The sequence below is a fragment of the Burkholderia sp. BCC1977 genome (genome assembly GCF_905339595.1).
GTDB lineage: Bacteria > Pseudomonadota > Gammaproteobacteria > Burkholderiales > Burkholderiaceae > Burkholderia.
In genome coordinates, this window is record NZ_CAJPGQ010000025.1 from 97,040 (window position 1) to 109,203 (window position 12,164).

Sequence of the window (12,164 nt, forward strand, 5' to 3'; positions counted from 1 at the left end):
CTTTTCGCTGGGCCGACAGCTGTCGACACCGGCCTCCAAACCTGACGCAGCAAACAATAGTGACGTGGTGAGCAATAATAATGGAGAAATGTGGCATGTCAAGGTGATTCGCGATTTCAAAGTTTGCGTATCGCGTCACTTTTGCATATGCTCTTCGTCGCTCAAACCCAGGAGACCCCGTCGAGATGTCCAATAGCGAGCAGGCCAACGTCGATCTCATCACCGCCACCAAGGTGCGCGATCTGCTGACGCGCAACGGCATTCCGCCGCGCAGTCACAACACGACGATCGCGAACGTGCTGGGCCTCAGTTTCTCGGTGGTCACGCGCAAGATGAAAGGCCTGATCCCGTGGAACCTGTCGCAGTTGCAGGACATCGCGACGCACTTCGGCGTGCCGCCCGCGATCCTGCTCGACGACAAGGGCACGCAGCCGGCTGCCGCCGAGATGATCGACGCGACCCTCGTGATCGAGTCACGCCGCTTTCGCTGCCGCGCGGCGATCTCGGCGAAGGCCAGCAGCCAGATCGAAACGGATTTCGTCGCGCTGCAGTGGCAGGGCGAATGGATCGTCACCGAACGCCAGCACGCGCGCGAAGGCCGCCTCCATCCGGTCGACGTGATCGAACTACGCTCGAGCCAGCCGACCGTGTACGCGGCGCGGATCGCGGTGGTCGACGATTCGCAGGACGTCGCCGAAACCGTGTGCGAATACTTCATCGAAAAAGGCGTGAACGCGATCCCTTACTATGACGGCGCGTCGTTCCGCAAGGCGCTGGAAGTCGAGGATTTCGACGGCTACATCCTCGACTGGATGCTGGGCGACCAGACGGCCGCCGAGCTCGTGCGCGGCATCCGGTCGAGCGAGAACGGCGGCGCGCCGATCTTCCTGCTGACCGGCAAGATCTCCACCGGCGAGGCGAGCGAGGACGAGATCGCGCACATTGTGTCGCACTACAACGCGCGCTGCGAGGAAAAGCCGGTGCGCCTGCCGATCCTGTTCGCCGAAGTCGCGCGCGAACTGAAGATCACGCTGCCGGCCGCCGCTGCCGCCGCCGCGAGCTGAGGCTCCGACGAAAGCCCACCATCACACGAACACGACCGAAGGAAAGACATGCGCGTTTCGACCATCTGGATCAAGAGCCTGGTCACGGCCGGCCTGCTCGGCATGGCTGCCGCGAGCTGGGCCGCGTCGTTTACGTTCACCGTCGACGGCAAGATCGGCCGCAGCAACCAGCCCGGCAAGACGACGTTCGTCTTTACCGAGCAGGCGCTGATGGCGCTGCCGCAGCACACGATCGTCACGTCGACGAGCTGGACGCCGAAGGCGACCTTCACCGGCCCGCGCCTGTCCGACGTGCTGAAGGCCGTCGACGCGCACGGCACGCAGATCGAGTTCCGCTGCATCGACGAATACACGTTCACGATCCCCGTGTCGGATGCCGACAAGTACGGCGTGATCCTCGCGCGCACGATGAACGGCAAGGTGCTCGGCAACGACAACTACGGCCCGCTGTGGATCATGTATCCGCGCGACCAGTATCCCGACGAGCTGAAGACGCCGCTCGGCGAAGCCAAGTTCGCGTGGCAGATCATCGGCCTGACCGTGAAGTAAGCGCGAGACATGAAGCGCGGGCGGTGGAAGAACAGAAAAATCATCCTGGTCCTGGGATCGCTGTGGATCCTGGGATTCGCCGCGTGGGCATTCCTGCTGTGGGACCTGCTCGCGACGTCGGTCAACGAAGGCGTGCTCGAAGGACCGCGTGAAGGCGTGTTCTGGACCGCCGCGCAATACCGCAACGCCTACACGCGCTTCGACCGCCAGCTGATCCTCTACACGACGCACGTGGACGACGACTTCGACCACGTGCAGATGCAGCTCGACAGCCTGTCGGTATCGTTCGGGTTCCTGCAGCGACCGTCCGAAGTGTCCGAATACTGGCTGCGCATCCCGCGCGCACGCGCCGAGATCGCGGCACTCGGCGAATTCATGGCACGCCTGAAGCAGGAGGCGCCGCTGCTGCGCACCGCACCGGGCGGCGCGCAGCGCGTGATCGACGAGGTCAGTATGTACTGGCCGAAGGTCAACGGCCTCGCGAACTACTTCCGCGCGATCGAGATGGCGCAACGCGACTTCACGTTCCATCAACTGAAGGAAAAGCAGCGGGCGATCCTGTCGCTCGGCATCATCCTCGGCGTGATCCTGTGTGCGCTGTTCCTGCTGCTGTTCTATACGATGCGCACGCGCGACGACCTGCTTGAACGACAGGACGCGGCGCTCGACGCGGAGCGCAAGGCGTCCGATCGCGCGTTCGAGATGATCGAGGCGAAGAACGCGTTCCTCGGGATGGTCAGTCATGAACTGCGCACGCCGCTGCAGGCGATCTGCGGATCGATCGAGATCCTGCTCGCGCGGCCGCAATCCGACGCGAACCTGAAGACGATCCGGCGATTGCAGAATTCCGCGTTGTCGCTCGAAGCGCTGGTCAAGGACCTGACCGACTACATCAAGCTGCGCTCGACCAAGCGACTCGCCGAAACCGAAACGGTCGGCATGGCCTCGCTGCTCGCCGAAGTACTCGATCCGCTGCGCGAGAAGATCGCGGCCAAACGGATCGCGGTCGCGCAGCGGGTCGAGCCCCGCGACCTCGCGATCCGCTCCGATCGCAAGCTGTTGCGTCAGGTGCTGTCGAACCTGATCGAGAATTCGGTGAAGTACACCGCCGACGGATCGATCGACGTATCGATCACGCTCGTCGACGCGCCGGCCGGCCGGCAGCTGAAGCTCGCCGTGCGGGACACGGGCGCCGGTATCGCGAAGCAGCATCTGCCGAAGATCTTCGAGCCGTTCTACCGCGCGAACGACGCGGTCGGCCTGCATGTGGACGGAATCGGGATGGGGCTCGCCGTCGTGCGCGAAATCGTGACGACGCTGCGCGGCCACGTGGACGTGCGCAGCACGGTCGGCGAAGGCAGCGAGTTCGTCGTGACGCTGCCGGCCCAGGTGCCGGATGCCAGCGAAACGGCCGGCGACGCGCCCGCGTGGCCGGCCGCCGCCGCGCATCGCAACCGCCGCGCGCTCGTGGTCGACGACAACGACAACGCGCGCGAAACGCTCGGCGCGATGCTGTCGGCGCTTGGCCTCGACGCCGATCTGTGCGGCACCGGGCAAGAAGGCGTCGCGCGTTTCGGCGACGCGCGTTACGACCTCGTCGTGCTCGATCTCGAATTGCCGGACCTGAGCGGCTTCGAAGTCGCGCACCGCATCCGGATGATCGCGCAGCCCGACGACGACGGAAAGTTTCCGTCGATTCTCGGCGTCAGCGCGTATGAATCGGCCGCGCTGCGCGAGAACCAGCGGGTGTTCGACGAATTCCTGCCGAAACCCGTTCACCTGCGCGAACTCGGCGCGCTCGTCGAGAAGCTGCTCGGCTGAACGCGGCGGCGCTGCGTGACACGCTCGCCCGCCTGGTTTCCCCCGCTTACTCGCCGATCAGGTGCAGCACGATGTCGCGCCGATGCGCCGCGCGACGATGCTCGAACAGGTAGATGCCCTGCCAGGTGCCGAGCACCATGCGTCCATGCTCGATCGGGATCGACAGCTGCACCTGCGTCAACGCCGTGCGCAGATGCGCGGGCATGTCGTCGGGCCCTTCGGTATCGTGCTCGTAGCGTGTGTCGTCCTCGGGCGCGAGCGTCGCGAAGAAGTGTTCGAGATCGCGCTGCACCGACGGATCCGCGTTCTCCTGGATCAGCAGCGACGCGGACGTATGGCGGCAGAACACGGTCAGCAGCCCGGTGCGGATCGCCTGCTGGTCGACGAATGCGCGCACCTGCGGCGTGAACTCGACGAGGCCGCTCCCGCGCGTGTCGACGCCGATGTGCGTGATGGCCTGTTGCATGACGGCGACCTCAGGCGAATGCGGCGAAGCCGTCGGCTTCGATCTGCTTCGCATCGGCGGGACGCACGACGCGTGCGACTTCGACCCCGTCGCGCAGGAATACCAGCGTCGGCCACAGCTTCACGCGGAACGAACGGCCGAGCGGCCGGCCCGGGCCGTCCTCGATCTTCAGGTGCCGCACGGCCGGGTGCGCGGAGAACGACGCGACGATCGCAGGCTGCGCGCCCGCGCAGATCCCGCACCAGTTCGCGCCGAATTCGATGACGGTGGCACCGGCCAGTGCGTCGACTTCCGCGCGCGTCGGCGCGTTGGCGGTGTAGCGTTGCTCAGTGTCCATCGGGCCCTCGTGTGCAATGGCGGAACGTGGCCGCCGCGTGCCGGCGTGGGCGGCAGATGCGGCCGGTGATCTCCTACTGTAGCGGAAAAGCACGTGCGATGCCGGCGGCCCTGGGTGCGCCGCGCCGCTCGAACGACATGGCAGGAATCGGAGCGCCGCGCGGCCGCATCCGCGTGTTCGAAGTGTGCATCCAGCGGGTGCACGTGCATCCGGATATGCTGGTGGACGGTCATCCGGACCGCATCGATCCGGACAAAGGGTCGCCGCTGATCATGTCTTTCCAGACGTTCCACGGCCTCGCGCCGCACCCGGTGCATGCGTCGCGGCTCGCCGAGATTCCGGCGCACGCATATCGCAGCCCCGACATCGACCGCTCGCGCGAAGCGGGCATGTCGGTGGACGCTGCCCGGCGATAGCGCACGGCCGGCCCGGTGACGATCGGATAAGATACGGCCCGATTGGCCCATGACCGAACCGACGGAGTGATTCAGTGATTCAACCGACCCAAGTATTCAAGGACAACCTCGCGCAACTGCCGGCCATCGACGGCGTCGCGCGCATCGATCTCGTCGGCGCGAACGGCGACGTGGTCGCCAGCATCGAGAACCAGCCGGGCAAGCAGGGCTCGCTCGCGGTGTACAACTACCTGAAGCAGGCCTTCGGCGCACTCGATGTGAAGGCCGCCGAACACGGCCTCGCCGTGTTCGCGGAGCACACCGCCGATGCACGCAACCGCCCGGGCGCACACCCGAACGTCGATCGTCTGGTGGCGATCGTCGACGGCGGCGAAGCACTGCGGATCGACGTGGTCGCGAAGGGCTGAGTTCCGGCGACGGGCGGGTACGCTGCCGGCGGATGCGCCGCGGCGGCTCGCGCCCTTCGCGCACGCCGCGCGCTTCACCGCGCGCCCCTCCCCGTCATCCCGCACCGTTCCGACGAGGTCACGCATGGCCACATTCCGGTTTCAATGCGCGCAATGCGACGAATGGCACGAAGGCGAGCCGAGCGTCGCGTTCAAGCTCCCCGATTTCCTGCTGGGCATTCCCGAACCGGAACGCGCGACGCGCGCAATCCGGGACGAGGATATGTGCGTCGTCGATCGCCAGTACTTCTTCGTGCGGGCGTGTCTCGAAGTGCCGATCATCGGTGCCGATGAGCCGTTTCTGTGGGGACTCTGGGTCTCGCTCAGCGAACGCAGTTTCGACGACTACCTGGAGAACCAGGAAGCCGGCAACGCAAGCGGCCCGTATTTCAGCTGGCTCGCGAATCGCCTGCCCGGCTATCCGGTGCCCAAAGGACTGAAATCGCACACGCACCCGCGCCTCGACGGCCAGCGTCCGCTCGTCGAACTCGACACGACCGATCATCCGCTGTCGCTCGACTTCCACAACGGGATGTCCGCCGAACGCGCGCAGACGCTGTTCGAGAAGGTGCTGCATCAGGACGGATCGGCGCACTGACGTTGCCGTCCCGCGCACCGCGTGCCGCCGGACCGGACGCACCCGTGCCATCGTGACACCTGCGCGGAAACCCGCGATCATCGCCGCTGCCTGTTCTTTCCCGGAGACCATCCACGTGCGTCGCATGACTGTCCAGCCGTTTGCCCGCCGCATCGCATCGATCGCGGCACTCGCGTGCGTCGCGCTCGGCGGCACGGCGTCCGCCGAGACGCTGCGTACGGCTTCCGAGATCGCCGGCGCGTCCCTCGTTCCGCTCGGCGCGCTGCCGCACTCGCCGGAGAGCGGCACGCTCGACGCGTTCTGTGCGCAATATCGCGCGAAGACCGCAACCGCGGCCGGCCGCGACGTCGCGAAGCTCGGCTGGATCGTGACCTCGGAAGCGCCGCTCGGCCGCTACACGGTCGTCACGTTCGCGAGCGGGTTCAAGCCGGGGACGAGCGCGATCTGTTTTGCGCGCAACGCAAACATCGGCGTCTTCGACGGCACGACGCTCGTCGCGCTCGGCTATACGGCACGCTCGGCCGGCTGGCAGCTCGGCTCGGTCGAGCCGCTGGAAAGTGGCGCGCTGCTGCTCTGGGGCGGCGATGGTCCGTCGGCGCCCGTCGGCGAACTGCGCGAAGAGCATGGCGGTTTGCGGCTGACCGCGGTCGCCGCCGAACGCACGTACTGTCACGGCCGTGCGGTCGTGCCCAACGTGTACGGCAAACCGCTCGACAAGGCGCGCAAGATCCTGATCTCGCGCGGCTGGCAGCCGCTGCGTCCGCACGAGAAGCCGGACCCGGCGGACGGCGCGGCGACGCTCGCGAAGCACGGAATCATCGAAGCCGAAGCGTGCTCCGGCACCGGCATGGGGTATTGCGCGCTGCGCTATCGGAGCGCGGCCGGCGTACTCGGCGTGACGACGGCCGGCGGCGAGCCGGACACGCCGTCGGCGAATACCGTGATCGACTATCAGGTGGCTTGCCGAAAGCCGTGACCGGCGCGGGGCGTCGCGTCGGCGCATGCGCTCGATGCGCGCGTGATCGCACGGCATGCGTGCGTCGTCGCGCCGGAAACGGAGCGAACCCGCTGGCGCATCGAATCATCGGCCGTTCGGTCGATTGACCCGCCCCGCACGCGCTCCTAAACTGACCTCCCTTTCACGCCACCGCGGCAAAGGGGACTCTCATGATCGACCTCTCCACGCTCGCGCTGTTCTCCGGCGCGTGTCTCGCGCTGACCGCCACACCCGGCCCCGACATGCTGCTGATCGCGTCGCGCAGCGTGAGCCAGGGCAGCCGCGCGGGGTTCGCCACGCTCGCGGGCATTCAGGCCGGCACCTACTGTCATGCGCTCGCGGCCGCGCTCGGGCTGTCGCAGCTCTTTGTCGCGGTGCCGCTCGCTTACGACGCCGTGCGATTCGCCGGCGCTGCGTATCTGCTCTATCTCGCCTGGAAGACATTCCGTTCAGATGCGACCGCGCTGTCGCCGGTCGCGTCGCCGCGCCGCCATTCGACCGCCGCGATCTTCCGCCAAGGGCTGACGACGAACCTGCTGAATCCGAAGATGGCGCTGTTCGTACTCGCGCTGTTCCCGCAATTCCTGCACCCCGAGCATGGCTCGATCGCCGTGCAGATCCTCGTGCTCGCGACGGTGCTCAATTTGATCGGGCTCGTCGTCAACGGTGCGGTGATTCTGTCCGCGAGCCGGCTCAGCCAGCGGATCGGTGCGCGCCGCCGGCCGTCGAAGCTGCCGCAGTACCTGCTCGGCACCGTGTTCGTGGGGTTGGCCGCGCGGCTGGCGGTGGCGGGGAGAGATTGATCGTAAACTGGACGCCACGACGGCGGCTCAAGGAACTTGGAGATGACGACCTATAAGGAATTGCGCGAGCGCGCATTGACCGACCCCGACGTGCGGGCCGAATACGATCGACTGAGCCGTGAGGCATTCGCGTCACTCGATGCAATGCTGGGTGAGCGGCAAACGACCACCCACGTACTGGCCGTCGTCGCCGAACGCACGGGAACAAAGGCGACCTCCGCAAAATAACGCTGCACTGAGGTCGCGGCAGGTCGCTCGGCATATGCTACTGCGCGATACATACCTGGAGCGTACGGGGCCAGCGACACAAGGTTCGGGATCGCGTTCGCCCAGCCGGGTCAGGCTCCCGCCCGATCGTCACGTTCGGACACGTTTTCAATGTGCCCACGCGTATCCACCACCACACGCAACTCACCGCTGTCGAACACACTCGCCGGCGTCACCGTGCGGCGCTGCCACGGAATCCGGCCGAAATACCAGATCTTCCAGAACCCCAGCGGATGATCGGGATTGCGGCGCAGCAGCGTATCGAACGTCTCGACGTCGCCGAGCACGATCCGCGTCGCATCGCGCACCACTTCGCGCACGAAACGCGAGCAGAACTGCCGACGCGACGCGAGATTGAAACCGGTGTCGTAGACCACGCCGATCCGCCGCATGGCCGCGTCGACGAGCCGGCGCCGCTGCGCGGCGTCGAGCGGCTGCTTCAATCGCGCGATCACGCACGCGCCGCGATCCGAGCGCGCGAGAAACCGCGACATCGTCGTCACGCGCGACAGCGGAAACGTGCTTTCCGCGACGAGCGGCTCGCCGCCGCGCTCGCCGACGACGATCCCCACGTGATTCGTCCACGAACGCGTCGCACGTGCGACCTCGAGAAACGGCCGCACCGTCACGCGGATGAATACGATGTCGCCGATCTCGGGTTCGGCCGGCAACGGCATCGTGCCCGGATCGGCCGTACCGACAGCAAACAGACGCCGCCGGCGCATACCCGGCCGGCACATCGTGAGCGGCGGAGAACCCCGGTCGATCAACATGCAAACCTCACGCGAGTGGACATGGTCGCGAGCATGTCAGCCGCGGCCGCATCGCGCATCCGCTGCGTGCGCGAGGGGATCAATCCGCGCCGTCAGGTAACGAATTCCGGTACCGGCGCGCAGCACGCGTGCGCCATCGTCAGCGATTCGCGCCCAGCGCCACGCGCAACCGCTCCATCAGCCGCGTGTAGTGCTGCACCACGTCGGCCTTGTCCGTCACGTTCGCGGTCGAGAAACGCTCGGACCACGCCGCCTTCCATTCATACGTGCCGTGCACGCTGCGGTCGCCGTCCGGCGCCTGGATCAGCGAACGGATTCGCGCGTCGCGCCCCGGCCCCGTATGCATCTCGAACAACGCATGGATGAACGTGTGATACGCGTCGTACACGTCGTCGTCGAACAGGTAGCGGTAGATGTGAAACGTGCGGTCGAGTTCGCGCTTCGCGCGGATCACGTCGTCCGGCGAGATGTCCTTCCAGTAGCCGATCCACGTGTAGAAGCACAGCAGCGCATTGAGCTGCGGCGCGACCGTGTCGTACAGCGTGAGCCGCTTCTCGATCAGCCGCTGGTTGGTCCACTGCACGAGCTCGAGCCGCTTCAGCCGGCGCGCGACGAGCCAGCCGAGGCACGCGACCGACAACGGCGTCAGCACGCCGAGCACGAGCTTGACGATTTCCAGCGAATTCCACGGATAGTTGAATGGCTGCATGAATGGCTCGACAAGAAAGACGCACCGGCCGGCGGGTCACGTCGCGCGCAGCGCGCGCATTCGTCGATCGCTTCGCGGTCGACCGTTAGTTGCTTGCACATCGAAATCGCACCGTGCCGCGGCCGGTGCGCGGTAAAGCGGCTGGTCCCGCCAGTGTATCGGCCGATTGTCACCGGCCGGTGACGATTCGCGGCATCGTCGTCGCGCGCCCGCGCCGCGTCAGGTCGGCAGCGCCGACGTGAGCTTGACCTTCTGCATCGGAATGTCGGTCTTCACGCTCAGCACGCCCGGAATGCGCGTCAGGTATTCCATCTGGAAGCGCCGGTAGTCGTCGATGTCGGCGGCCACCACACGCAGCAGGAAATCGCAGTCGCCGGCCATCAGGTGGCACTCGACGACTTCCGGCATCTGCTGGACGGCCTCGGCGAAGCGGTTCACGGATTCCGCGTCCTGCCCCTTCAGCCACACGCGCGTGAAGATCGTCAGCCCCTTGCCGACCTTTGCCGGGTTCAGCACCGCCACGTATTTCTCGATCACGCCCGCTTCCTCGAGCAACCGCACGCGCCGCAGGCACGGCGACGGCGACAGCCCGACTTCCTGCGCGAGCTCCACATTCTGCATGCGGCCGTCGCGCTGCAGCGCGCTCAGGATCCGGCGGTCGATAGCGTCAAGCTTCATTGGCATCGAATTCCAAAAAAATCGCAAATTACTCGTTCAATGCCAAATTCTCCGGAATATCGGGCCGCAACGCAACCCGATTCGAGTCAAAAAAGCAGACAATCCTGCTCCCGAAGGAGGAGTAATGAGCAGTAGCGTTTCAACGTCGTCCGGGCTTCGCGACAAGCCCGCCTATATCGCCGAGATGGGTCGCGGATTGCGCGCGGCGCTGCCCGTCATGCTGGGTTTCGTGCCGTTCGCGCTGGTGCTCGGCGCGCAGGCCGCGCAAAAGGGGCTGAGCCTGTTCGAGGTCCCGATGATGACGGGCCTGAACTTCGGCGGCGGCTCCGAATTCGCGGCGATCCATCTGTGGACGTCGCCGCCGCACATCGCGCTGATCGTCGCGATGTCGTTCCTCGTGAATTCGCGCCACATCCTGATGGGTGCGGCGTTCGAGCCGTACATCCGGCGCCTGCCGCGCCGCCGCGCGTTCGCCGCGCTGTTCTTCATGTGCGACGAAAGCTGGGCGATGTCGCTCGCCGACGCGCGCTCGCGCTCGGCCACGCACATCAGCGTCCCCTATTACGCGGGCGTGTGTTCCGGGCTGTACCTGACCTGGATCTCGATGACGACGCTCGGTGCGGCGGTCGGCCCGACGATCGGCAACGTCGAGCAGTACGGCTTCGACATGGCGTTCACGGCCGTGTTTCTGGTGCTGCTGCGCGGCATGTGGAAGGGCATGCGCGCGAGCCGCCCGTGGTTCGTGAGCCTCGTCGTCGCGGCCGGCACGCACCTGGCGGTGCCCGGCGCGTGGTACGTCGCGGCCGGCGCGTGCGCCGGGCTGATCGCCGCGCTGCTGTGGGAGCCGCGCGATGCTGCCTGATTTCGCGACGGTCGCGACCATCGTGCTGATGGCATCGACGACCTACCTGTCGCGCGTGCTCGGCTACGTGCTGCTGCGCAACCGCACACTGAGCCCGCGGATGGCATCGGTGATGGAGAACGTGCCCGGTTGCGTGCTGATCTCGGTGATCGCGCCGGCCTTCGTCTCGATGCGCCCGGCCGACCTGCTCGCGCTCGCCGTCACGCTGATCGCGGCGACGCGCCTGTCGATCCTGCCGACCGTCATCGTCGGCGTCGTGTCGGCCGGCCTGCTGCGGCATCTGCTCGGGTAATGCGGTTCCGGCCCGCCGCGCGGGCCGCTCATCGATCCGGCAAACGGGCGCGCGATGCGCCCGTTTTCGCATCCGCGCGCAGGGCGCGGGCCGCATGTCACGACATGCGTCGCGACGGGATGCTAGCCTTGCGGGTGTACCCGCGACGCCTTTCCCCTCTCATTGCCTACCTGCGAGGAACATCCCGATGCAAGAAACCCGCCCGCTGTTCGACCGCGTCCTGCTCGCCAACGATGACGGATTCGACGCCCCCGGCCTTGAAGTGCTCGAGCAGGTCGCCACGCAACTGGCGCGCGAAGTCTGGATCGTCGCGCCGGCGGAAGACCAGAGCGGCACGTCGCATTCGCTGAGCCTGCACGAACCGCTACGCGTGCATCGCAAGGGCGAGCGCCGCTTCGCCGTGCGCGGCACGCCGGGCGATTGCGTCGCGCTCGCGGTCAGCCACCTGATGAAGGACGCCCGGCCCGACTTCGTGCTGTCCGGCGTGAATCGCGGCGCGAACCTCGGCACCGAAACGGTGTTCTCCGGCACCGTCGGCGCCGCGATGACGAGCATGCTGGTCGGCGTGCCGGCGATCGCGCTGAGCCAGGCGTTCAGCGACCGCAACGCGGTGCCGTGGCATACGGCGCTCACGCATGCGCCGGACGTGATTCGCCGGCTCGTCGCGGCCGGCTGGGACAGCGACGCGTGCCTCAACGTGAATTTCCCGCCGCGGCCGGCCGACGACGTGCGCGGCCTGAAGGTGACGAACCAGGGCGCCGGCACGCTGCAGGGCGTCGACATCGTGTCGGGGCGCGATCCGCGCGACATCGAATACCACTGGCTGAAACTGGCGCGCGCCCCGCGCGACGACGATGCGGATTCGGAAACGGTCGCGCTCGGCGAAGGCTACATCGCGGTCACGCCGCTGAAGTTCGAACGCACGCACGACCAGGCGCTCGCGCGGCTGCGGTCGACTCTCGGCTGACCTCATGACCGGCGATCGGTGATCGGTGATCGGCGAGACCGGCCGGCGGCTTCGCCGCCGGACCTATCCGTCATTTCGTGGGCGAGGCATATCATGAGGTGTAAAAGTCATGGATATGT

At 66.7% G+C, this 12,164-nt stretch carries 16 protein-coding genes and 1 pseudogene; 12 read left to right on the forward strand and 5 right to left on the reverse strand.

Annotated features, from left to right (window positions below; translation table 11 throughout):
• Positions 1-185: 185 nt before the first annotated feature.
• The 3 genes from U5771_RS21175 to atsR are packed head-to-tail and all read left to right on the forward strand — an operon-like array spanning position 186 to position 3,434.
• Complete coding sequence (locus U5771_RS21175; RefSeq protein WP_322025780.1) at positions 186-1,064, forward strand: response regulator; 879 nt, start codon at positions 186-188, stop codon at positions 1,062-1,064.
• Between the two features lie 48 nt (positions 1,065-1,112).
• Positions 1,113-1,613: a molybdopterin-dependent oxidoreductase gene (locus U5771_RS21180; protein ID WP_322025781.1), complete on the forward strand. Its 501-nt coding sequence runs from the start codon at positions 1,113-1,115 to the stop codon at positions 1,611-1,613.
• A 9-nt stretch (positions 1,614-1,622) separates the two neighbouring features.
• The gene (gene atsR, locus U5771_RS21185) at positions 1,623-3,434 is read left to right on the forward strand and encodes a hybrid sensor histidine kinase/response regulator AtsR (protein WP_322025782.1); all 1,812 of its coding nucleotides are present in this window, start codon (positions 1,623-1,625) and stop codon (positions 3,432-3,434) included.
• A 46-nt stretch (positions 3,435-3,480) separates the two neighbouring features.
• Here atsR and U5771_RS21190 read toward each other — a convergent pair whose 3' ends face one another.
• Both U5771_RS21190 and U5771_RS21195 read right to left on the reverse strand, forming a co-directional pair.
• Positions 3,481-3,900 (reverse strand): secondary thiamine-phosphate synthase enzyme YjbQ, encoded by a 420-nt coding sequence (locus U5771_RS21190; RefSeq protein ID WP_322025783.1) that lies wholly within the window; start codon positions 3,898-3,900, stop codon positions 3,481-3,483.
• Between the two features lie 10 nt (positions 3,901-3,910).
• Positions 3,911-4,237, reverse strand: a complete 327-nt coding sequence (locus U5771_RS21195) for a thioredoxin family protein (RefSeq protein ID WP_322025784.1) — start codon at positions 4,235-4,237, stop codon at positions 3,911-3,913.
• Between the two features lie 158 nt (positions 4,238-4,395).
• On the opposite strand from U5771_RS21195, the pseudogene U5771_RS21200 reads away from it, so the two are divergent.
• From U5771_RS21200 to U5771_RS21225, 6 genes and pseudogenes are all read left to right on the forward strand, one after another.
• Positions 4,396-4,653, forward strand: a pseudogene (locus tag U5771_RS21200) (flavin reductase family protein); the annotation flags it as partial.
• 74 nt (positions 4,654-4,727) lie between these two features.
• The gene (locus tag U5771_RS21205; protein ID WP_322025785.1) at positions 4,728-5,060 is read left to right on the forward strand and encodes a DUF2322 family protein; all 333 of its coding nucleotides are present in this window, start codon (positions 4,728-4,730) and stop codon (positions 5,058-5,060) included.
• Between the two features lie 124 nt (positions 5,061-5,184).
• Positions 5,185-5,697 (forward strand): DUF2199 domain-containing protein, encoded by a 513-nt coding sequence (locus tag U5771_RS21210; RefSeq protein ID WP_322025786.1) that lies wholly within the window; start codon positions 5,185-5,187, stop codon positions 5,695-5,697.
• A gap of 124 nt (positions 5,698-5,821) precedes the next feature.
• The gene (locus U5771_RS21215) at positions 5,822-6,673 is read left to right on the forward strand and encodes a hypothetical protein (RefSeq protein WP_322025787.1); all 852 of its coding nucleotides are present in this window, start codon (positions 5,822-5,824) and stop codon (positions 6,671-6,673) included.
• 191 nt (positions 6,674-6,864) lie between these two features.
• The gene (locus tag U5771_RS21220) at positions 6,865-7,497 is read left to right on the forward strand and encodes a LysE family translocator (RefSeq protein ID WP_322025788.1); all 633 of its coding nucleotides are present in this window, start codon (positions 6,865-6,867) and stop codon (positions 7,495-7,497) included.
• Positions 7,498-7,539: 42 nt separating this feature from the next.
• A complete protein-coding gene (locus tag U5771_RS21225) occupies positions 7,540-7,725 on the forward strand; it encodes a hypothetical protein (RefSeq protein WP_322025789.1) in 186 nt (61 codons plus the stop codon).
• A gap of 110 nt (positions 7,726-7,835) precedes the next feature.
• Here U5771_RS21225 and U5771_RS21230 read toward each other — a convergent pair whose 3' ends face one another.
• The 3 genes from U5771_RS21230 to U5771_RS21240 all read right to left on the reverse strand — a co-directional run bounded on the left by U5771_RS21230 (position 7,836) and on the right by U5771_RS21240 (position 9,924).
• Positions 7,836-8,537: a YebB family permuted papain-like enzyme gene (locus U5771_RS21230; protein WP_322025790.1), complete on the reverse strand. Its 702-nt coding sequence runs from the start codon at positions 8,535-8,537 to the stop codon at positions 7,836-7,838.
• A gap of 139 nt (positions 8,538-8,676) precedes the next feature.
• The gene (locus U5771_RS21235; protein ID WP_322025791.1) at positions 8,677-9,246 is read right to left on the reverse strand and encodes a hypothetical protein; all 570 of its coding nucleotides are present in this window, start codon (positions 9,244-9,246) and stop codon (positions 8,677-8,679) included.
• Between the two features lie 219 nt (positions 9,247-9,465).
• Entirely contained in the window at positions 9,466-9,924 is a 459-nt protein-coding gene (locus U5771_RS21240) for an Lrp/AsnC family transcriptional regulator (RefSeq protein WP_039322714.1), read from the reverse strand.
• A 124-nt stretch (positions 9,925-10,048) separates the two neighbouring features.
• On the opposite strand from U5771_RS21240, the gene U5771_RS21245 reads away from it, so the two are divergent.
• From U5771_RS21245 to surE, 3 genes are all read left to right on the forward strand, one after another.
• Positions 10,049-10,786: an AzlC family ABC transporter permease gene (locus tag U5771_RS21245; RefSeq protein WP_322025792.1), complete on the forward strand. Its 738-nt coding sequence runs from the start codon at positions 10,049-10,051 to the stop codon at positions 10,784-10,786.
• Positions 10,776-11,078, forward strand: coding sequence for an AzlD family protein (locus U5771_RS21250; protein WP_415859423.1), 303 nt, complete (start codon positions 10,776-10,778; stop codon positions 11,076-11,078). Before U5771_RS21245 ends, U5771_RS21250 begins: the two co-directional genes overlap by 11 nt.
• A 187-nt stretch (positions 11,079-11,265) precedes the next feature.
• Entirely contained in the window at positions 11,266-12,045 is a 780-nt protein-coding gene (gene surE / locus U5771_RS21255; protein ID WP_322025793.1) for a 5'/3'-nucleotidase SurE, read from the forward strand.
• Positions 12,046-12,164: the final 119 nt, after the last annotated feature.